Here is a 23272-nt window from a genome sequence, read left to right as displayed (position 1 = left end):
GGCGTGACGTCGAACGTCGAAGACGTCCTCGCGCTGACCCCGCTCCAGCAGGGCATGGTGTTCCACGCCCTGCTCGGCGAGGGTGTCGACGTCTACACCGTGCAAACCGTGCTGCACCTTTCCGCCGACGTGGACGCGGACCGGTTGCGCACCGCCGCCGAGCAGTTGACGCGGCGCCACGCGGTGCTGCGCGCCTCGTTCCGCACGCAGTCCTCCGGCCAGTTCGTGCAGGTCGTGTTCCGTTCCGCGGACCTCCCGTGGCGTGAGGCCGACTGCGCGGATCCCGAAGCGTTGCGGCGTCTGCTGGAAGCGGACCGCACGGCACCGTTCGACCTCGGCCGGCCACCGCTGGTCCGCTTCACGCTGGCGCGCACCGCGACCGGTCCCGTGCTGGTCATCTCGGCGCACCACCTGCTGTGGGACGGCTGGTCCGCCCCAGTTCTCGTGCGCGAGTTGCTGACGCTGTACTCGGGCGGGGAGCTGCCGCCCGTCCGGCCGTTCCGCGACCACCTGAGCTGGCTGTCCAAACAGGACACCGAAGCCGCCTCCCGTGCGTGGGCCGAAGCGCTCGCCGGGCTGGACGGCCCCACGCTCGTCGCCTCCGACGCGGCACCCACCGGGTTGCCCTCGTTCGTCGACACCGAGCTGCCCGCCGCGACCACGGCCGCTTTGACCCGCACCGCCCGCGACCGCGGTCTCACCGTGAACTCCGTCGTGCAGGCGGCGTGGGCTCTCGTGCTGGGAGAGCAGACCGGCCGCGAGGACGTCGTCTTCGGCGCCACGGTCTCCGGCCGCCACCCCGACGTGGCCGGCGTCGAGTCGATCGTCGGCATGCTGATCAACACCGTCCCGGCCCGCGTTCGCCTGTCCCCCGGCGAAACGCTCGCCGACCTGGCCACGCGCGTGCAGGCCGACCAGGCCGCCCTGCTCGACCACCAGCACCTCGGTCTCGCCGACGTCCAGAAGGCCGCCGGCCAGTCGACGCTGTTCGACACGCTCCTGGTCTTCGAGAGCTACCCCGGCACCGACTTCGAGGATTCGCTGCTGACCTCGATCGAGTCGCGGGACGCCACGCACTACCCGCTGACCCTGATGGTCGTCCCCGGCGAGTCGCTGACGTTGCGCTTCGCCCACGACCCGGCCCGCTTCACCGCCGTCGACCGCGTCGCCGCACGCCTGCGGGACGTGCTGGAGCGGTTCGCCGCCACCCCGGACCTGCTCGTCGCCCGCCTGGAACCGCTGTCCCCCGCCGAGCTGCCGAACTCGACCGCGCATCCCGTGCCGGACACGACGCTGGTGGAGCTGTTCTCCCACCAGGTTTCCCGGACGCCGGACGCGACCGCGGTGGTGTTCGAGGGCTCGTCGCTGACCTATGCCGAGTTGGACGCCCAGGTCTCTGAGCTGGCCGGACGTCTTGCCGCGCAGGGGGTTCGTCCCGGCTCGATCGTCGGCGTGCGCCTGGATCGGTCGCTGGAGCTGATCGTCGCGCTGCACGCGATCCAGCGCGCCGGCGCCGCCTACCTGCCGCTCGACCCGTCCTACCCGGCCGACCGCCTCTCGATGATGATCGAGGACGCCCAGCCCGTCGTGGTGCTCGAACCCGGTCTGCTCGACGGTCCGGCAGCGGAGGTGACTCGACCGGCTCCGGGCGACGCGGCGTACGTGATCTACACATCCGGGTCCACCGGCCGCCCCAAGGGCGTCGTGGTGTCACATCGCGCGATCGTGAACCGGTTGCTGTGGATGCAGGACGAGTACGGCCTCACTGCGGAAGACCGCGTTTTGCAGAAGACGCCGTCGTCGTTCGACGTCTCGGTGTGGGAGTTCTTCTGGCCACTCCTCACCGGCGCCACCCTGGTCGTGGCCAGGCCCGACGGACACAAGGACCCCGCCTACCTCGCCGATCTCATCGACCGTTCCGGCGTCACGACCGTCCACTTCGTGCCCTCGATGCTCCGGGCGTTCGTCGAATCGGGCGCACGGCCCACGTCGTTGAAGCGAGTCATCTGCAGCGGCGAAGCACTGCCGTCCGACCTCGGCCACGCACTGCCGCACGTCCACAACCTCTACGGCCCAACAGAAGCAGCCGTCGACGTCACCTACTGGAACGCCGCTGAGGGCGTAGGCGACGGCACCGTGCCGATCGGCAGGCCGGTGTGGAACACCCAGGTCCACGTGCTCGACCGGTTCCTCAGGCCGGTCGGGCCCGGTGTCGCGGGCGAGCTCTACCTCGGCGGCGTGCAGCTGGCCGAGGGCTACCTGAACCGGCCCGGCCTCACCGCCTCGCGGTTCGTCGCGAACCCGTTCGGCACGGGTCGCCTCTACCGCACCGGCGACGTCGTGCGCTGGAACGGAGCGGCGCTGGAGTACCTCGGCCGGTCGGACGACCAGGTCAAGATCCGGGGCTTCCGGGTCGAACTCGGTGAGGTCGAGGCCGCCCTGATGGCGTTGCCAGGGGTGCGTGCGGCGGCGGCCCTCGTGTTCGCCGAACGCCAGCAGCTCGTCGGGTACGTCGTCGGCGAAGGTTTCGGCGACGTCCGGCGTGCGCTGCAGGAGGTGCTGCCGGAGCAGCTGGTGCCGTCGGCGATCGTCGTGCTGGACGAGCTGCCGCTGACGCCCAACGGCAAGCTCGACCGCAAGGCGCTGCCGTCGCCCGAGGTGGCGAAGTCCGCCGGGGAGGCGGCCCGTGACCCGCGCGAGCAGGTGCTGGCAGGGCTCTTCGCCGACGTGCTCGGCGTCGAGCGGGTCGGCCGGGACGACGACTTCTTCGCGCTGGGCGGGCATTCGCTCCTCGCGACGAAGCTGGTCAGCCGGATCCGCCGCACGCTGAACGCCGACCTGCGGATCCGCGCGGTGTTCGACGCGCCCACGGTCGCCCGGCTGGCCCGCCTGCTGGACGGCGGTTCCGAACGCCCGGAGCTGGTGGCGCGGCAACGACCCGCGGCCGTGCCGATGTCCGCGGCGCAGCGGAGTCTGTGGTTCCTGTACCGGCTGGAGGGGCCGGCCGCCACGTACAACGTGCCGTTCGCGGCCCGGCTGACCGGTCCGCTCGACGCCGATGCCCTGGACGCCGCGCTCACGGACGTGGTGGCGCGGCACGAGTCACTCCGGACGCTGTTGTCCGACGAAGGCCAGCACGTGCAGGACGCACCTGTCGTCAAGGCGGTTCGGCATTCCGGCCTGTCCGAAACCGAGTTCGTCACGGCCGCCACGAACCGGCCGTTCCTGCTCGACCAGGAGATCCCGTTCCGCGCCGAACTCCTGACCAGCAGTCCCGAGGAACACGTCCTCTCTCTCGTCGTGCACCACTCCGCGGCGGACGAGTGGTCGGCCCGCCCGCTGTTCCGCGACCTGGCCACCGCCTACGCGTCGCGACGCGCAGGCGAAGCCCCGCAGTGGTCACCGCTACCGGTCCAGTACGCGGACTTCGCGCTGTGGCAGCAAGATCTCGCCACGGACGGCGAACGCGCGTACTGGACGAAGAAGCTCGAAGGCCTCCCCGAGGAGATCGCACTCCCCGCCGACCGCCCGCGCCCTCGGGAGGCGACCCGTGAGGCGGGCAGCGTCACCGTCGAGTTCCCCCGGGGCCTCGCCGGACGGATGCGCGCGCTGGGCCGCAAGCTCGGCGTCACCGAGCTGATGATCGGCCAGGCGGTCACCGCCGTCCTGCTGTCCGCGATGGGTGCGGGCGAGGACGTGCCGCTGGGCACGCCGGTCGCCGGTCGCACCGATGCCGCGCTGGACGACCTCGTCGGGTACTTCGTCAACACGCTCGTGCTGCGGACCGACGTGTCCGGCAACCCGGCGTTCCGCGAGCTGCTGGCACGGGTGCGCGACGCCGACCTCGACGCGTTCTCGCACCAGGACCTGCCGTTCGAGCAGGTCGTCGACGCGCTCACCCCGCCGCGTTCGCCGGGCAGGCACCCGTTGTTCCAGGTCATGGTGTCGCGCCGGGACGACGGCGCGACCGAACTCGCGCTGGCGGATCTCACCGCCGAGCCGATCTCCACCGACGTCACCGGGGCGAAGTTCGACCTGGCTTTCCACTTCGGCGACGACGACTGCCTGATCACCTACTCGGCCGAACGCTTCGACAAGTCCACTGTGGACTCACTGGCGCAGCGACTCGTCCGGGTGCTGACGACGCTCGTCACGAAGCCGGAACAGCGGATCAGCACCGTCGACCTGCTCGACGACACCGAACGCGCGGTGCTCGACGGGTTCAACGACACCGCGGAGGAACGGCGGGCGACCACCCTCACCGCGCTGGTCGAGGAGCAGGTGGCCCGCACCCCGCAGGCCGTCGCAGTCGAGTTCCACGAGCGGTCGCTGACCTACGCCGAGCTCAACGCCAGGGCCAACCACCTGGCCCGCCGGCTCCAGGAGGCGGGTGTCGGGCCGGAGCGCACGGTCGGCATGCACTGGGAACGCTCGCTCGAACTCGTCGTCGCGCTGCTCGCCACCGAGAAGGCCGGTGGCGCGTTCGTGCCGCTCGAACCCTCGTGGCCGGCGCAGCGGATCGCCGAGGTCGCGGACAGCGCCGGGCTCACCGCCGTGCTGAGCGGGCCGTCACACGACAAACCCGTACGAGGTCTGAACGTTCCGGTCCTGCACGTCGACCTCGACGCCGAGGACCCGGTGAACCTCGACGTGGAGGTCGAGCCGGAGAACCTCGCGTACGTGATCTACACCTCCGGGTCGACCGGCACGCCCAAGGGCGCGATGATCCGGCACCGGGCCATCACGCACCGGCTGCTGTGGCAGCGGGAACTGCTCGGCTTCGGGCCGGGTGACGGCGGGTTGTTCAAGGCCCCGCTCGGGTTCGACATCTCGATCAACGAGGTGTTCCTGCCGCTGACCACCGGCGCCAAGCTCGTCATCGCCGAACCCGGCGGTGAGCGCGACATCGACTACATGCTCGGGATCGTCGAGCGGCACCGCGTCACCTACACCTACCTGCCGTCGTCGATCCTCGACCTGCTGATCGCCCTGCCGGACTTCCAGCGGCGCGGGCAGTCGCTCAAGCACGTCTGGTGCGGCGGCGAGGTGCTCACACCGGAGCTGTTCGCGAGGTTCCGCGCGGTCAGCGACGCCGTGATGTACCACGGCTACGGCCCGGCCGAGGCGACGATCGGCGTCAGCCACGTCGTGTACCGCGAGCCGAGTGCCATGCGCGGCGCGGTGTCGATCGGCCGCCCGAACGGCAACACGCAGCTGCACGTGCTCGACCAGAACCTGCGGCGAGTGCCCGTCGGCGTGCCCGGTGAGCTGTACGCCGGTGGCGTGTACCTGGGCCGCGGGTACATCAACGACCCGCGCCGCACGGCCGCCGCGTTCGTCGCCGATCCGTTCGGACCGCCCGGATCCCGCCTGTACCGCACCGGTGACCTGGCGCGGTGGTGCCCGGACGGCACGCTGGAGTTCCTCGGCCGCGCCGACAACCAGATCAAGATCCGCGGCATGCGGGTCGAGCTGGAGGAGATCGAGGCCGTTCTCGAACAGCACCCGGCAGTGCGCCGCGCCGTGGTGCTGCTGCGCGACAAGCGTCTCGTGGGCTACCACGTCGGGTCCGAAGTGGACGGTCTGGGCGACTGGCTGCGGACCCGTCTGCCCGACCACATGGTGCCGCAGCGGTTCCTGTTCCTCGACGAGTTCCCGCTGATGCCGTCGGGCAAGGTGAACCGCAAGGCGCTGCCGGAACCTCCCGCCGAGGAGAGCACGGGCCGGGACGCGGAGACGGCCGCCGAGAAGCTGCTGTGCGGGATCATGGCCGAGGTGCTGAAGGTCGAGCGGGTCAGCCCGGACGACAACTTCTTCTCGCTCGGCGGCGACAGCATCCTGTCCATCCAGTTCGTGGGCCGGGCGCGCGCGGCAGGTCTGCGGATCTCGCCTCGCCAGGTCTTCGAGTTCCAGAACGCCACCGCGCTGGCTCGTGTCGTCGGCGAACCGCCAGCCCCTCAGGACGAGGAACGCGCGCGCGGCACGGGCGAGGTGCCGCTGACCCCGATCATCCGGTGGTGGGCGGCGTCCGGTGACGCGAAGATGGCCCAGTCCGCGTTGCTGCGCGTGCCTCCCGCCGACGGTCCGGAGCCGTTCGCCGAGGCCGTGAACGCGTTGCTGGAACACCACGACATGCTGCGCGCACGGTTCGCGGACGGCGTGCTCACCGTGCCGGCCGCCGCGCCGGACGGTGTGTTCACTCACGTGCGGGTGGACGGCGAACTGGAACCGGTGGTGCGCCAGGAGTTCGAGCGCGTGTCAGCCGAGCTGGATCCGGCGGCGGGTGCGCTCGTGCGGGCGGTGTGGTTCGACCTCGGGCCCGCGACACCGGGCCGCTTGCTGCTGGTGGTCCACCACCTCGCGGTGGACAGCGTGTCGTGGCGGGTGCTGGCGGGCGACCTGGAGCAGGCCTTCACGGCTCGCACGGAGGGCAACCCGGTCAAGCTCGACCCGGTGCCGACCTCGTTCCGCTGGTGGGCGGGGAACCTGCCCACTCCCTCCGACTCCGAGCAGCGGTGGTGGCGGCAGCAGGCCTTCCCCGCCACCACGCCGGTGCGTCCCGGCCCGATCGCCGGCTCCCGCACCGACGAGATCAGCGGCGACCTGGCGAGCGCGCTCCTCCGCGAGGTGCCTGGTGCGTTCCGCGCGGGTGTGCAGGACGTGCTGCTGGCCGCACTCGCGACCGCGTTGGGCAAGCCGGAAACCGTCGCGCTGGAAGGCCACGGCCGCGAGGAACACCTCGTGCCCGGCGCCGACCTCTCCCGCACGGTCGGCTGGTTCACCACGGTCTACCCCGTCGCGCTGGCACCGGCCGCAACCCCGGGCGACACCCTCAAGCAGGTCAAGGAGAAGCTGCGGGCGGTGCCGGACAGCGGCATCGGCTACGGACTACTGCGGGGCGAGACGGACCCCGCGATCGGCTTCAACTACCTCGGCCGCTTCGACATCCCGGACGGGTACTGGGTGCCCGCGGCCGAACGGCTGCCGGAACCCCGCGAGCAGCACCGGCCGCTCGAGCTGACGGTCGTCACCGAGGACCGGGCGGACGGACCGGTCCTGCGGGCCGTCTGGTCGTGGACCGGTGCACACACCCGATCCGAAGTGGACGGAATCGCCCGGACGTGGCGGACGGTGCTGGAGGCGCTCGTCGCGCAGGCGCGCGGCGGCGAGGTGTCCGCGCTGACGCCGTCGGACGTGCCACTGGTGTCGTTGCAGCAGAAGCAGCTGGACAAGATCGCAGCGAAATGGCGGAAGAAGTGACCGACCCGATCGAGGACGTGCTGCCGCTGTCGCCGTTGCAGCAGGGCATGCTGTTCCACGCCCTGTACGACGAGTCGGCCGACGACGTCTACACCGCGCAGTTCGTGCTCGGCCTCAGCGGTGACGTCGACGCCGGCCGGTTGCACCGGGCGGCGCAGGCGTTGCTCGACCGGCACGCCAACCTGCGGGTCGCGCTCGTGCACGAGGACGTGGACGAGCCCGTCCAGGTCGTCCTGCGCGACGTCGAACTGCCGTGGGCGCAGCACGAGTTCACGGCCGCCGAGTTCGCCGAGTTCCTGGAGCGCGACCGGACCACCAGGTTCGTCCTCGACGAGCCACCGCTGCTGCGGATGACGCTGGTGGAACTGGGCGAGCGGGACTTCCGGCTGGTGATCAGCAACCACCACGTGCTGCTCGACGGCTGGTCGCTGCCGCTGCTGGTGCGGGATCTGCTGGAGCTGTACCGAGGTGTCACCCCGCCCGCGCCGCGGCCGTACCGCGACTACCTGGCGTGGCTCGCGGCGCAGGACCTCGACGCCTCCGTCGCCGCGTGGCTCGACGCGATCGGTGACGTCGACGGCCCGACGCTGCTCGCGCCGGCGGCACCGAAGGTTCCCGTCCGGCCGGGCAAGGTGCGGCTGGAACTGACCGAGGAGCTGACCGCGCGGATCTACGCCCGCGCCCGCGAGCACGGCCTCACCGTCAACACCGTCGTCCAGGGCCTGTGGGGACTGCTGCTCGCAGGGGCGGCCAACCGCGAGGACGTCCTGTTCGGCGCGACGGTGTCCGGCCGACCCGCCGGACTGCCCGGTGTCGACGGCATGATCGGCCTGTTCATCAACACCGTGCCGGTTCGCGTGCGCGTCCGCGGCACCGTGCTCGACGTGCTGAAGTCCGTGCAGAACGAGCAGGGCGCGCTGATGGAGCACCAGCACATCGGCCTGACCGAGGTGCAGCGGGCCGTCGGGCAGGGCGACCTGTTCGACACGCTCGTGGTGTTCGAGAGCTACCCCGTCGACACCGACGCCGTCGCCGAACGGGAACGGGCCGCGGGCATCACGATCAGCCAGGTCGAGGTGGACGACTCCACCCACTACCCGCTCACCCTCGCCGTCGGCGCCGAGGAACGGCTCACCGTCGTCTTCGAATACCGGCCGGGCGTCTTCGACGAGGTGTGGGCGCACACGCTCGCCGACCGGTTCCGGCGTGCCGCCGAGGTGTTCGCCGACGAGCCCGGCATCGACGTGCGGCACGTGGAGTTGTTGAGCGGCAACGAGATCGCCGCACTCCGCGAGTGGGGCACCGGCAAGGTGCTCGGCACCGAGGGCACTCTCGACCGGGTGCTGGCGGAGCAGGCCCGCCGCACACCGGACGCGACGGCGATCGTGGCGGGCGAGCGCAGGCTGACGTTCCGCCAGTGGAACGAGCGCGCGAACCAGGTCGCCCGCAGGCTGGTCGAGGCCGGAGCCGGACCGGAGAAGATCGTCGCACTGCTCCTGCCGCCCGGCCCGGACGTGCTGGTGGCGCTCGCGGCGGCGTTCAAGGCGGGCGCGGCCTACCTGCCGCTCGACCCGGAGTGGCCGGCCGAGCGCATCGACTTCATGCTCCGCGACGCCGACCCCGCGATCGTGCTGACCAGCCTGCCCGACGTCACCGGCGTGGCGGCGGACGACCTGGAGCCGGTCGCCCGGCCGGAGCACCCCGCGTACGTGATCTACACGTCTGGGTCCACCGGCACGCCCAAGGCGGTCGTGGTGCCGCACCGGGCGATCGCCAACCTGCTGGTCAGCCACCGCACCGACCTGTTCGACCCCGCTCAGGAGCGAGTCGGGCGGCCGCTGCGGGTGGCGCACGCGTGGCCGATGGCGTTCGACGCCTCCTGGCAACCGATGCTGTGGATGTTCGCCGGACACGAGCTGCACCTGGTGCCCGCCGACACCCGGCGCGACGCCGACCTGCTGCGGAAGTTCCTCGCCGACAACGAGATCGAGTTCGTCGAACTGTCGCCGTCGCTGCTCGCGCAGGTCGCGTCCGAACCGGGCTGGCGCGGTGCGCTGAAGGTGCTCGGCGTCGGCGGTGAGGCGGTGCCGCTGCCGTTGTGGCGCTCGCTGCGCGCGGAACCTGACCTCGCGATCTACAACCTCTACGGCCCAACGGAATGCACCGTCGACTCGGCGGCCTGCGACTTCGACCGCACCGAGAACCCGTGCATCGGATCACCGGTCGGCAACGCGCACGCCTACGTGCTCGACCGGAGCCTGCGACCGTGCCCGCAAGGGGTCGAGGGCGAGCTGTACATCGCGGGCGCGGGCCTCGCCCGCGGCTACCTCGACCGTCCCGGCACCACCGCCGAACGGTTCGTCGCGAACCCGTTCGGCGCACCCGGCACCCGCATGTACCGCACCGGTGACGTGGCGCGCTGGAACGCCGAGGGCCTGATCGAACTGCTGGGTCGCGTCGACGACCAGGTGAAGATCCGCGGGTTCCGCATCGAGCCCGGTGAGATCGAGGCCGTGCTGCTGCGCGACGAACGCGTCCGGCGCGCGGTGGTCATCGCCCGCGAGGACGTGCCGGGGGTGAAGCGGCTCGTGGCGTACGTCGTGGCGAGCGGCACGGAGGGCCTGCGCGACCACTGCGCCGCGGCGCTGCCCGAGCACATGGTGCCGGCGGCGATCGTGCGCGTCGACTCGTTCCCGTTGACCCGCAACGACAAGCTCGACGTGAAGGCGCTGCCCGCGCCGGACTGGACGGCGACCTCGTCCCGGCCGCCCGCCACCGTGCGGGAGAAGCAGATCGCGGAGCTCTTCGCCGAGGTGCTGGGCCTGCCCGCGGTCGGGGCCGACGACAGCTTCTTCGCGCTCGGCGGCGATTCCATCGTGTCGATGCGGCTGGTGAGCAAGGCAAGGGGTGCCGGGCTCTCGTTCAGCCCGCGAGACGTGTTCGAGCAGCGGACCGTGGCCGCGCTGGCCGCCGTCGTCCGTTCCGCCGTCCAGTCCGGACCGTCAGACGGCGTCGGCGAGGTTCCGCTCACCCCGATGTTGCACTGGCTGAACGACAACGCGCCGTACGACCGGCTCAGCCAGGCCCGTCTGCTCTGCACTCCGGCCGAGCTGACCGAGCAACGGCTGGTGGACCTGGTGCGGGCGTTGCTCGACCGGCACGACGTGCTGCGGGCGCGGTTCGACGGCACCTTCACCGTGCCGCCACAAGGCACCGTGGCCCCTGCCGTGCGCCGGATCGACGCGACCGCCTTGTCCTACCAGGACATCACGGAACTGCTGCCGTCGGTGATGGAAGAGGAGCTGGCCGAACTGCGGCCCGCGTCCGGTGACATGACGCGGTTCGTGTGGTTCGACACCGGCGACCGTCAAGGTCGGCTGCTCGTGCTGCTGCACCACCTCGTCGTCGACGGCGCTTCGTGGGGCGTGCTGGTGCCGGAACTGGCGGACCTGTGGGACGGCCGGGAGCTGCCACCGGTCGGCACGTCGTTCCGCGAGTGGGCCACCGGTCTCCAGGAAGCCGCACGGGCGAAGGCGCCGGAACTGCCGTTGTGGCGGGAAGTCCTCGCAGGCCCGGACCCGTTGCTCGGCACTCGCCGGCTCGACCCGGCGGTGGACACCCGCGCGACGATGCGCGCCACCCGCACGTCGCTCGACGAGGAGACCACCGAGGCGTTGCTGACGCGTGTGCCCGCACGGCACGGCGTCACGGTCGACGACGTGCTGCTGTCCGGTCTGGCGCACGCGGTCTCCCGCTGGCGCGACGCGTCCGACACCTCGCTGCTGCTGGCGCTGGAAGGCCACGGGCGTGAGGAACAGGTCGTGCCCGGCGCCGACCTGTCCGGCACGGTCGGCTGGTTCACCAGCGTCTACCCGGTCCGCGTCGATCCCGGCGACCTCGCCGCGGACGTCCCCAAGGGACTGCGCCGGGTCAACGAGCAGCTCGCGGTGCCGGACAAGGGCATCGGCCACGGCCTGTTGCGCTACCTCAACCCGGACACCGCGGCCGAGCTGGCGCGACTGCCCGAGCCGCAGCTCGAGTTCAACTACCTCGGCCGGTTGACCATCGGCGAACGCGACGGCGAGTCGTGGACCGGCGCCCCCGAGGTGGGCGCGATGGGTGGCGGGGTCGACGACGCCGCACCCGCCCCGTACTGCCTGGTGCTCAACGTGCTGGTGCGCGGGTCGGTCCTGGAGGCCGACTGGCAGTGGCCCGCCGCCCTGTTCACCGAAGACCGCATCCGTGAGCTGTCGCGTGAGTGGTTCGCCGCGTTGACGCTGATCGCTGAGGAGACCCCCGGTGAGTGACCTGGCCGCCCGCAAGCGTGAGCTGCTGCGCCGCAGGCTGGCTGAGGCCGGTCTCGCGAACACGGCGCAGATCCCCAAGCGGGACAGCGACGACGACCTGCCGTTGTCGTACGCGCAGTCGCGCATGTGGTTCCTGCAGCAGATCGCCCCGAACAGCCCCGCCTACAACGTGTGCCTCGCGATCGACCTGCGCGGCCCGCTCGACACGGCGGCGCTGCACCGGTCGTTCCAGCGACTGGTGGAACGGCACGAGATCCTGCGCACCCGCTACACCGAGGGCACCGACGGCGCTCCTCGCCAGGTGGTGGACAAGTTCGCCGTGGTGACCATGCCGGAGTCCGACCTGCGCGGGCTGGACGCCCCGGAGCGGGACGGCGCGGTCGCGCGGATCGCCCGCGAGGAGTCCGGGTACGTCTTCGACCTGCGCCGCGACCACCCGTTGCGGCTGCGGCTGCTGCGGCGCGGCGAGAACGACAACGTGCTCGTGCTGACCGTGCACCACATCGCCTGGGACGGCTTCACGTTCAACACGCTCTCCCGCGACCTCTCGGCGCTGTACCGGGAGGACACGACGGGCCGTCCGGCCGCGCTCGACCCGTTGCCCGTCCAGTACGCGGACTTCGCGGTGTGGCAGCGCAGGACGCTGGACGACGCGAAGATCACCCGCGAGGTGGAGCACTGGCGGCGCGCGCTGGACCCGATGCCGGAGAACCTGCCGCTGCCCACGGACCTGCCGCGGCCCGCGGCACGGTCCGACCGCGGTGACCGGCGGTTCCGCACGTTCGCTCCGCGCGTCACCGAACTGGTCGGCGAGTTCGCGCAGACCCGTGGCGTCACGCCGTTCATGGTGGTGTTCGCGGCCTACGCGAGCCTGCTCGGCCGGTACACCGGCGCGACCGACGTACCGATCGGCTCGGCGTCGATGAACCGGGACGCGGGCGAGGTCGAGAAGCTGATCGGCAACTTCGGCAACACCCTGGTGCTGCGCGCCGACCTGACCGGCGACCCGACGTTCGCCGAGCTGGTGCAGCGCGTGCAGAAGGTGTGCACCGAGGGGTACGCGCACCAGGACCTGCCGTTCGACCTGCTCGTCGAACGCCTCCGGCCGCCGCGTGTGCCCGGCCGTTCGGTGCTGTTCGACGTGATGCTGCTGTTCTTGGCGCAGGGCTTGCAGGGCTTCGACCTGCCTGGTGTGCAAGCCAGCTGGGAGACCGTGCACAACGACACGACCCAGTTCGACCTCGCGCTGGAGGCGTTCGTCACCGGCGGGCAGATGCGCGTCGAGGCCACGTTCTCCACCGAGCTGTTCGCCCACGCGACGATCGACAGGTTCCTCGCGCACCTGGAGAACCTGCTCACCGCGGCACTCGCCGACCCGTCGGCCCGCCTGAGCGCCCTGGACTTCCTCGCTGCGGACGAACGCTCGCAGCTGCTCGGCGCCGAGGTCTCGGTACCGGACACGACGCTGGTGGAGCTGTTCTCCCAGCAGGTTTCCCGGACGCCGGACGCCACCGCCGTGGTGTTCGAGGGCTCGTCGCTGACCTATGCCGAGTTGGACGCACGGGTCGCTGAACTGGCCGGACGTCTTGCCGCGCAGGGAGTTCGTCCCGGCTCGATCGTCGGTGTGCACCTGGACCGGTCGCTGGAGCTGATCGTCGCGCTGTACGCGATCCAGCGCGCGGGTGGCGCCTACCTGCCGCTCGACCCGTCCTACCCGGCCGACCGGCTGGCGATGATGATCGAGGACGCCCAGCCCGTCGTGGTGCTGGAGCCCGGTCTGCTCGGCGGTCCCACTGCCGATGTCGTGGCGCCTGCGCCGGGCGACGCGGCGTACGTGATCTACACGTCCGGGTCCACCGGCCGCCCCAAGGGCGTCGTCGTGTCCCACCGGGCGATCGTCAACCGGCTGCTGTGGATGCAGGACGAGTACCAGCTCACCGCAGAAGACCGCGTGCTGCAGAAGACACCCTCGTCGTTCGACGTCTCGGTGTGGGAGTTCTTCTGGCCGCTCATCACCGGCGCGACTCTGGTGGTCGCCAAGCCGGAAGGCCACAAGGACCCCGCCTACCTCGCGGAGCTCGTCGACCGCGAGAACGTCACGACCGTCCACTTCGTACCGTCGATGCTCCGCGCGTTCGTCGAGTCCGGTGCCCGGCCGAAGTCCCTGAAGCGGGTCATCTGCAGCGGCGAGGCACTGCCCTCCGACCTCGGCCACGCGCTCCCCCACGTCCACAACCTCTACGGCCCCACCGAAGCAGCCGTCGACGTCACGTACTGGCCTGCGGCCGCCGGTGTCGGCACCGGCACAGTGCCGATCGGCCTCCCGGTCTGGAACACGCAGACCTACGTGCTCGACCGGTTCCTCAAGCCGGTCGCGCCCGGTGTCGCGGGCGAGCTCTACCTCGGCGGCGTGCAGCTGGCCGAGGGCTACCTGAACCGGCCCGGCCTCACCGCCTCGCGGTTCGTCGCGAACCCGTTCGGTGCGGGTCGCCTCTACCGCACCGGCGACCTGGTCAGGTGGACCGGGCACGCGCTGGAGTACCTGGGCCGCACCGACGACCAGGTCAAGATCCGCGGCTTCCGCGTCGAACTCGGCGAGATCGAGGCGGCGCTGACGGCGTTGCCCGAGGTCGTGAGCGCGGGTGTGGTGGCACGGACCGACCGCCAGCAGCTCGTCGGCTACGTCGTGCTGCGCGACGGCGCGGACGTGTCCGAGATCCGGCAGAAGCTCGCCGCCGGGATGCCCGAGCACCTGGTGCCGTCGGTGATCGTCGAGATCGACGAGCTTCCGTTGTCGCCCAGCGGCAAGCTCGACCGCCGGGCACTGCCGGAACCCGAGCTCACCGTCCTGTCCGAAGAGCCCGCCACGCCACGGGAACAAGCCGTCGCCGCGCTCTTCGCCGAACTGCTCGGTGTCGAACGGGTCGGCCGGCTCGACGACTTCTTCGCACTCGGCGGGCATTCGCTGCTCGCCACCCGGCTCGTCGGCCGGGTGCGTGCCGGCCTGGGCGCGGAGATCACGATCGGTGAGGTCTTCGAGGCCCCGACGGTCGCGGGACTCGCCGGCCTGCTGGACTCCACCGGCCGCAGGCGCCCCGTGCTCACCCCGATGCCGAGGCCGCGGCGGATCCCGCTGTCGTCGGCGCAGCAACGGTTGTGGTTCCTGTACCGGCTGGAGGGGCCGAGCGCGACATACAACGTGCCGTTCGCGGTGCGCATCGACGGCCCGCTGGACACCGACGCGCTGAACCTCGCACTCGCGGACGTGGTGCGGCGGCACGAGGTGCTGCGCACCATCTACCCCGAGTTCGAGGGCAAGCCTTACCAGCAGGTGCTCGACGTCCTGCCGTCGCTGAAGCACGGCGAGGGCGCGCCTCGCGACGCGGCCGCCAGGGCGTTCGAACTCGACCGCGAACCGCCGTTCGAGGCCACGCTGCACCGGGTGGGCGACAACGCCCACGTGCTTTCCCTGCTGACGCACCACATCGCGAGTGACGGCTGGTCGTCCGAGCGTCTGGTCGCGGACCTGACCACGGCCTACCACGAACGGTCGCGCGGCCGCACGCCCACGTGGGCACCGCTGCCCGTGCAGTACGCGGACTACGCGCTGTGGCAACGGGATCTGCTCGGCACCCTCGCGACCGAACAGCTCGCCTACTGGACGAAGCAGCTCGCCGAACTGCCGGAGGAGATCAGCCTTCCTGCGGACCGGCCCCGTCCGGTCGAGGCGACGTACGCGGGTGACGCGGTCGCGTTCCGCATCGACCCGGAGACCCATCGCGCACTGGCGAACCTCGTCAAGCACTCCGGCGGCACGGTGTTCATGGCCGTGCAGGCGGCCGTCGCGGCACTGCTCGGCCTGGTCGGCGCCGGAGACGACATCCCGCTCGGCGTGCCCGTGGCAGGCCGGACGGACAGCGCACTCGACGGTCTCGCCGGGTTCTTCGTGAACAACCTGGTGCTGCGCACGGACCTCAGCGGCGACCCGACGTTCCGGCAGGTGCTGGACCGGGTGCGGCGCACGGACCTGGAGGCGTACGCGCACCAGGACCTGCCGTTCGAACGGATCGTGGAGGCGCTCAACCCGGCACGGCAGTTCGGCAGGCACCCGCTGTTCCAGGTGATGCTCGCGTTCCAGCGCGCATCCGGCGGACCCGTGCCGTTCGGCGCGGCCTCCCTGCGCGAGGAGCACGTCGACTTCTACACCGCGCGGCTCGACCTGTCGTTCCACCTGTTCGAGCGCTCCGGCGACGGTGGGCTCGACGGCTGGCTGGTCTACAGCGAGGACAGGTTCGACCGGTCCACCGCGGACGTCCTGGTGGCGCGGTTCGTGCAACTGGTCGACCACCTCGTCGCGAACCCGGACCGGCCGCTGTCGAGGGCGTCCGTGCTCACGTCCGGTGAGCGCGAGGCGTTGCTCGGCCGCACCACCGACCACGACGTGCCGGACACGACGCTGGTGGAGCTGTTCTCGCAGCAGGCTTCCCGGACGCCAGACGCAACCGCGGTGGTGTTCGAGGATTCTTCGCTGACCTATGCCGAGCTGGATGCCCGGGTTTCCGAGCTGGCCGGACGCTTGGCGGCGCTGGGAGTTCGGCCCGGCTCGATCGTCGGCGTGCACCTGGACCGCTCGCTCGACCTGATCGTCGCGCTGTACGCGATCCAACGTGCCGGCGCGGCCTATCTGCCGCTCGACCCGTCCTACCCCGCTGACCGCCTCGCGATGATGATCGAGGACGCCCAGCCCGTCGTGGTGCTCGAACCAGGCCTGCTCGACGGTCCCACTGCCGATGTCGTGGCACCTGCGCCGGGCGACGCGGCGTACGTGATCTACACGTCCGGATCCACCGGTCGTCCCAAGGGCGTCGTCGTGTCCCACCGGGCGATCGTCAACCGGCTGCTGTGGATGCAGGACGAGTACGGCCTGACCGCTGACGACCGCGTTCTACAGAAAACGCCGTCATCGTTCGACGTCTCGGTGTGGGAGTTCTTCTGGCCACTCATCACCGGCGCCACCCTGGTGGTCGCCAAGCCCGACGGCCACAAGGACCCCGCCTACCTCGCGGAACTCATCGACCGCGAGAGCATCACCACCGTCCACTTCGTACCGTCGATGCTCCGCGCGTTCGTCGAATCGGGCGCACGGCCGGAGTCGCTGAAGCGCGTGATCTGCAGCGGCGAAGCACTGCCGTCCGACCTCGGACGCGCGCTGCCGCACGTGCACAACCTCTACGGCCCAACGGAAGCAGCCGTCGACGTCACCTCCTGGGACACGACGGAAGGCGTCGGCGACGGCACCGTGCTCATCGGCAGGCCCGTCTGGAACACGCAGGTGTACGTGCTCGACCAGCACCTGCGCCTCGTTCCGCCCGGCGTCCCCGGAGAGCTCTACCTCGCGGGCGTGCAGCTCGCCGAGGGCTACCTGAACCGGCCCGCGCTGACCGCCTCGCGGTTCGTCGCCAGCCCGTTCGGCGCGGGACGCCTCTACCGCACCGGCGACCTGGTGAAGTGGACCGGAGACGCGCTGGAGTACCTGGGCCGCACCGACGACCAGGTCAAGATCCGCGGCTTCCGCGTCGAGCTCGGCGAGATCGAGGTGGCGGTCGCGAAGGTCGCCGGTGTGCGGCAGGCCGCCGTGGTGGTGCGGGACGACCGGCTCGTCGGCTACGTCGTCGGCGACGCGGCACCGGACGCGATCCGCACCGAACTGGCCCGTGAGCTGCCCGACCACATGGTCCCGGCCGCGCTGGTGCCGCTGACCGAGCTGCCGCTCACGCCGAGCGGCAAGCTCGACCGCAACGCGTTGCCCGCGCCGGACTTCGCCGCGCTCACCGGGGACGCCAAGCCCGCCGACGAGCGGGAGGCCGTGCTCTGCGGGCTGTTCGCCGAGGTGCTCGGACTGCCGGAGGTCGGCGCGCAGGACAGCTTCTTCACGCTCGGCGGCGACAGCATCCTGTCCGTCCAGCTGGTCAGCCGCGCCCGCAAGGCAGGTGTCGTGATCACGCCGAGGCAGGTGTTCGAGCAGCGCACCCCGGCCGCGCTGGCCACGGTGATCTCCGCACCCGCGCTCACGGTCGACGACGAGCCGGTGGGCCTGGTCGAGCCGACACCGATCATGCGCTGGACCCGCGGCGGTCTCGCGCAGGCGATGCTGCTGGTCGCGCCGGAAGGCCTGACGCACGACGCGCTGGTGCGGACCGTGCAGGCCGTGCTGGACCGGCACGACGTGTTGCGTTCCCGTTGGGACGGAACGACTCTCGACGTGCCGGCGAAGTCGTTCGACGCGGCCGAGGTCGTCCGCCGAGCCGAAGGCGACCTGGACACCGAACTGGCCGCGGCCCGCGCACGTCTCACCGCCGACCGGATGGTCCAGGTCGTGTGGTTCGACGACCGCGTGATGATCGTCGCCGACCACCTGGTCGTCGACGGTGTGTCGTGGCGGATCCTGATGGACGACCTCGCCGAGGCGTGGGCGGGACGCGAGCTCACCCGCACCGGCACGTCGTTCCGACGCTGGTCGCAGCTGCTCGCCGACCAGCAGCGCGGCGGCGAGACCGGCATGTGGCGTGACGTGCTCGACGGCGCGGACACCGTGCTGCCGCTGGGAGGAGAGCAGCTCCTCACCGAGTTCACGGTGCCGTTGCCCGACACGGGCGGTGTGCGGGAACTGCTGCTGGCCGCGCTGGCCCGGGCGTTGGAGACGTGGCGCGGCCGCAGTGGCGACGTCGTGGTGGCGGTCGAGGGCCACGGCCGGGAGGAGCAGATCGCTCCCGGCGCCGACCTGTCCGCCACGGTCGGCTGGTTCACGACGATCCACCCGGTGCGGTTGCGGCCGGGCATCCGGTTGCGCGACATCACCGAGCAGCTGGACGCGCTCCCCGACCACGGGCTCGGCTACGGCCTGGTCCGGCCGTTCGCGGGGCTGCGCGAACCCACGATCGTCGTCAACTACCACGGCCGGCTGCGAGAGGGATCCGGCGCGCCGTGGACCGTGGCGCCGGAGGCACCCGTGTTGCGGGTACCGCCGAAGACACCTCATTGGGCGTTGGAGGTGAACGCCGTCGCCGTCGGCAACACGCTGCGCGTCGAGGTGACGGGCCCGGACGAGCCGGGGCTGGTCGGGAAGTTCCGCACGGAACTGGCGGGCAGCGCGCCGACGACGATCGACACGTCCTTCGTGGACGTTTCAGCGGAAGACATCGACGAGTTCGAAGTGGAGCTGGGCACGTGGTGAGTCAGCAGCCGACAGCGGGGGAACTCCTGCGCGAGGTCACCGACCTGTTGGGGCCGGAGGCGGCCGGGCTGTCGGAGGACGACAGCCTGATCGAGTGGGGCCTCGACTCCATCCAGCTCATGCAGGTCGCGAACAAGTGGCGGCGGGGCGGCGTGAAGGTGCCGTTCGCGTTGCTGGCCAAGAACCCGACGCTCGCGGGCTGGCGGCAGATCCTCGCCGACGCCGCCGGGGTGGCGCCCGAGCCCGAGGTGCGGGTCCAGGTCGACGAGAGCGCGCCGTTCCCGCTCGCGTTGATGCAGCACGCGTACTGGATCGGCCGCGACGAGGAGGCCACGCTCGGCTCGGTCGCCGCGCACCTCTACGTCGAGTTCGACGGGCCCGACCTGGACCCGACGCGGCTCACGACGGCGGTGCGCAAGCTCGTCGCCCGGCACGGCATGCTGCGCGCGGAGTTCGGTGACAACGGCAAGCAGCGGATCCTGCCCGACCGGCGCCAGGACCCGTTGATCGTCCACGACCTTCGTTCTCTGGACGAAGCCGCGGTGGCGCAACGGCTCGAGGAACTGCGGGACGCCTCTTCGCACGCACGCCTGGACGTGGCGCACGGCGAGGTCTTCCACGTGGCGCTGAGCCGGCTGCCCGGCGGCAAGGCGCGGCTGCACGTCGACGTCGACATGCTGGCCGCGGACGCGCTGAGCTACCGCGTGCTGCTCGCCGACCTGGCGCGGTTCTACGACGAGCCGGACCACGTGCCCGCGCCGATCGACTACAGCTACCCGCGCTACCTCGCCGAGCGCGAGCTGAGCCGCAAGGCCGAGCAGGAGGCCGCGCGGGACTGGTGGCAGCACCGGGTTTCCGAGCTGCCGACCGCGCCGGACCTGCCGCTGGTGCCCGAGTCCGAACGCGCGGACGCCTCTCGTGTGACCCGGCGCCACCACTGGCTCGCGCCGGAGGACCGCAAGCGCCTCGCCGCCCGCGCCCACGAGCACGGCCTCACCCCGGCGATGGTCGTGGCGGCCGCGTTCGCCGAGACGCTGTCGGCGTGGAGCGCGCAGCCGCGGTTCCTCATGAACCTGCCGATGTTCGACCGCCAGAGCGACCACCCCGACGTGGACAAGCTCGTCGGCGACTTCACCAGCTCCGTGCTGCTGGAGGTCGACCTGAGCGAGGAAGCGCCGTTCGTGACGCACGCACGGGCGTTGCAGGCGCGGATGCACGAGGACGCGTCGCACGCGGCCTACTCGGGTGTCGAGGTGCTGCGCGACCTTTCGCGGCACCACGGCGAACAGGTGCTGGCGCCGATCGTGTTCACCAGCGCGCTGAACCTCGGCGAACTGTTCGACGCCCGCGTCCGCCGGTGCTTCGGCGAGGCGGTGTGGATCGTCTCGCAGGGCCCGCAGGTGCTGCTGGACGCGCAGATCACCGAGGTCAACGAAGGTCTGCTGATCAACTGGGACGTGCGCGAGCACGCGTTCCCCGAGGGCGTGATCGACGCGATGTTCGCGGCGTTCCGCGACCTCGTCACGAGTCTGGGTCAGCGCGACGACGTGTGGGAGCGTCCGGCCGGGGGCGCGCTGCCGTCGTCCCAGTCGGAGGTCCGTACCGCCGCCAACGCGACCGAGGGCCCACGCAGTGGTTCGTTGCTGCACGACGGGTTCTTCGCCTTGGCTCGGGAGACGCCGGACGCGCCGGCGTTGCTGTGGGGCCGTGACGGCGTGCTGACCTACGGCGAACTGGCCGACAAGGCCCTGCGCATCGCGGGATCGCTGGTGGCTCAAGGGGTTCAGCCGGGCGACCTCGTCGGCGTGAGCCAGCGCAAGGGTCCCGAGCAGGTCGCGAGCGCCATCGGCGTGCTGGCCGCGGGTGCCGGGTACGTGCCGATCGGCGTCGACCAGCCTGCCGCACGAGCCGAGCGGATCCGGCGCATCGCGGGTGTCGAGCACGTGCTGACGTCGTGGGAGACCTCGGCCGAACCGCTGGCTTCGCCCGTGAGCGTGCCCGAGGAGAACATCGCGTACGTGCTGTTCACCTCCGGCTCCACCGGTGAGCCGAAGGGTGTCGAGGTCCCGCACCGGGCCGCGATGAACACCATCGACGACCTGAACGAACGCTTCGGCATCGGCCCGTCCGACCGCTGCCTCGCCGTGTCGGCACTGGAGTTCGACCTCTCCGTCTACGACGTGTTCGGTCTGCTTTCCGCCGGTGGCGCGGTCGTTCTGGTCGAGGAAGACGACCGCAAGGACGCCCGCCAGTGGGTCGAGCTGGCCGCCACCCGTGGCGTGACGCTGGTGAACTGCGTGCCGGCGCTGCTCGACATGCTGCTCGTGACCGCCCGGCCCGGTGAACTCTCCGGTCTGCGCACCGTGCTGCTGGGCGGCGACTGGGTGGGCACGGACCTGCCCGGCCGGGTGTTCGAGCAGGCGCCGTCCTGCCGGTTCGCGGGCCTCGGCGGCACCACCGAGACGGCGATCCACTCGACCGTGTGCGAGGTGCGGGAGGTGGAGCCGTCGTGGCGTTCGGTGCCCTACGGCACGCCGCTGCGCAACGTCGCGTGCCGGGTGGTGGACGTGCGCGGCCGCGACTGCCCGGACTGGGTCACCGGCGAACTGTGGATCGGCGGCGACGGCGTGGCCCACGGCTACCGCGCTGATCCGGAGCGCACCGCGGACAGGTTCGTCACGCACGAGGACCGTCGCTGGTACCGCACGGGCGACCTGGCGCGGTACTGGCCAGACGGCACGCTGGAGTTCCTGGGCCGCCGCGACCACCAGGTGAAGGTGCGTGGCATGCGCATCGAACTGGGTGAGGTCGAGGCCGCACTGGCCGAGTTCTCCGGCGTCCGGCGCGGAGTGGCGGGCGTGGCGGGCACGCAGCTCGTCTCCGCCGTGGCCGGTGAGGTGGACGGCGAGGAGGTCCGCGAGTTCGTGCGCACCCTGCTGCCACCGCACATGGTCCCGACGCGGGTGGTCGTGCTGGACGCGATGCCGTTGACCGCCAACGGAAAGGTCGACCGCAAGGCCGTCGCCGCGCACTGGGCGAGCGAGGCGGACACCTACGTCGCGCCGGTCTCCGCGCTGGAGCAGGTGCTGGCGAAGATCTGGGCCGAGGTGCTCGGCGTCGAACGGGTCGGTCTCGACGACGCGTTCTTCGCACTGGGCGGCGACTCGGTGCTGGCGACGATGATCGTCGGCCGCCTGCGGGAGGCGCTCGACACGTCGGAGGTGACGGTGCGGACGCTGTTCGCGACGCTGACCGTGGGCGCGATGGCGGCCAGGATGCAGGCCGACGAGCCGGTGCCCGGCCGGTTGGGTCAGGTCGCGGAGATCTACCTGGAGATCGACGCGATGACCGAGGAAGAACTGGCGCTGTAACACCGAAAAGGGCGTGCATCCCGCGGGATGCACGCCCTTTTTCGTTGGTGTGTCAGGCGAGCTTGGACACGCCCGGCTTCAGCTTCTCGAGCACCCACGGGATGTCGAGCGCCGTCGGGTAGCGCAGCGCCGAGATGGTCTCCATGTCGACGAGCAGGTAGTTGCCGCTCTTGAGGCCGGCGGCGAGCTGGTTGGCCTCGAACGCGGCCTGCAGGTCCGGCGTCGTGAACGCGACGACCACCAGGTCGGCCTTGAGCTTGTCGTACTGCTCGGGGGTGAGCGTGCCGGTCGGGCTGCCGGACTCGTTCTTGGTCGCGTCGGCGACGGTGGGGCTGAGCGTGAGGCCGGCCTGCTCGATCAGCTTGACCGCGAAGTCCTCCTTGGACACCAGCGAGAACATCTTGCCCGCGGTGTTGCCGACCGAGGCGGTGAAGGTCTTGCCGGCGGCCTTCGGGTTGTCGCTCTTGAACTTGGTGATCGCGGACTCGGTGGTCTCGATGACCTTCTTCGCGTCAGCGGTCTTGCCGAGCGCCTGCGCGACGACCTGGACGTGCTCCTGCCAGGTCTGCTTGCCCCAGTCGCTGGCGTAGCCGACGGTGGGCGCGATCTTGGCGAGGTTCGGGTACTCCTGCTCGAGTCCGTAGCTGGACGTGGCGAGGATCAGGTCGGGCGTGAGCGCACCGACGTCCTCCGCGTTCACACCCGCGGCAGCGTTGACGATCTTCGTCTTGGCGGGGTCGAGCTTGCCCTTGAGCCAGCTGGGCACGGCGTCCGAGCCGGACTTGTTGAAGAACGCGACGGGGGTCACGCCCAACGCCAGCGCGGCGTCGAGGTCGTCGGTGGCGGTGCCGACCACGACCACGCGCGACGGCGCCTTGGTGATCTCCGCGGTGCCGAACTTGTGCGTGATCTTCACCGGGAACGCCGACGGGTCAGAGCTCGCGGGGCTCGACGACTGGGTGGACGTGTCCTGCACCTGGCCGCACGCGGCCACACCAACGCCCAGTACCGCTGCGAGGAGGAGGCCCCCCAGAACTCTGCCGGACGAACGAACCCTGCTGGACATGGCAACACCCTTTCGGTGACGCGGTCAAGAGCGC

5 protein-coding genes are annotated in these 23272 nt (G+C 71.2%); 4 read left to right on the top strand and 1 reads right to left on the bottom strand.

Annotated elements, in window-relative coordinates; translation table 11 throughout:
• The first annotated feature begins 3 nt into the window (after positions 1 to 3).
• Genes PV646_RS12020 through PV646_RS12005 form a run of 4 tightly spaced genes read left to right on the top strand, consistent with a single transcriptional unit; the run spans position 4 to position 22172 of the window.
• Positions 4 to 7260 carry an amino acid adenylation domain-containing protein gene (locus PV646_RS12020; RefSeq protein ID WP_500341488.1) on the top strand — a complete coding sequence of 2419 codons (7257 nt, stop codon included), beginning with the start codon at positions 4 to 6 and terminating at the stop codon, positions 7258 to 7260.
• Positions 7245 to 11567, top strand: coding sequence for an amino acid adenylation domain-containing protein (locus tag PV646_RS12015; protein WP_500341487.1), 4323 nt, complete (start codon positions 7245 to 7247; stop codon positions 11565 to 11567). The genes PV646_RS12020 and PV646_RS12015 overlap by 16 nt, the downstream gene beginning before the upstream one ends.
• The gene (locus tag PV646_RS12010) at positions 11560 to 18801 is read left to right on the top strand and encodes an amino acid adenylation domain-containing protein (protein ID WP_500341486.1); all 7242 of its coding nucleotides are present in this window, start codon (positions 11560 to 11562) and stop codon (positions 18799 to 18801) included. Before PV646_RS12015 ends, PV646_RS12010 begins: the two co-directional genes overlap by 8 nt.
• Complete coding sequence (locus PV646_RS12005; protein WP_500341485.1) at positions 18798 to 22172, top strand: non-ribosomal peptide synthetase; 3375 nt, start codon at positions 18798 to 18800, stop codon at positions 22170 to 22172. The genes PV646_RS12010 and PV646_RS12005 overlap by 4 nt, the downstream gene beginning before the upstream one ends.
• 52 nt (positions 22173 to 22224) lie before the next feature.
• On the opposite strand, the gene PV646_RS12000 is transcribed toward PV646_RS12005, so the two are convergent.
• Positions 22225 to 23238, bottom strand: a complete 1014-nt coding sequence (locus tag PV646_RS12000) for an ABC transporter substrate-binding protein (protein WP_500341484.1) — start codon at positions 23236 to 23238, stop codon at positions 22225 to 22227.
• Between the last annotated feature and the right edge of the window lie 34 nt (positions 23239 to 23272).

It is taken from the genome of Streptomyces sp. ID05-26A, from assembly GCF_033794685.1.
Taxonomy (GTDB): domain Bacteria; phylum Actinomycetota; class Actinomycetes; order Mycobacteriales; family Pseudonocardiaceae; genus Lentzea.
Note: the sequence above shows the minus strand (reverse complement) of the source record. Positions and strands in the feature narration are given on the sequence as shown.

Coding starts and splice junctions, on each gene's coding strand:
- PV646_RS12015 (WP_500341487.1), top strand. CDS start 7,245: ATGGCGGAAGAAGTGACCGACCCGATCGAGGACGTGCTGCCGCTGTCG.
- PV646_RS12000 (WP_500341484.1), bottom strand. CDS start 23,238: ATGTCCAGCAGGGTTCGTTCGTCCGGCAGAGTTCTGGGGGGCCTCCTC.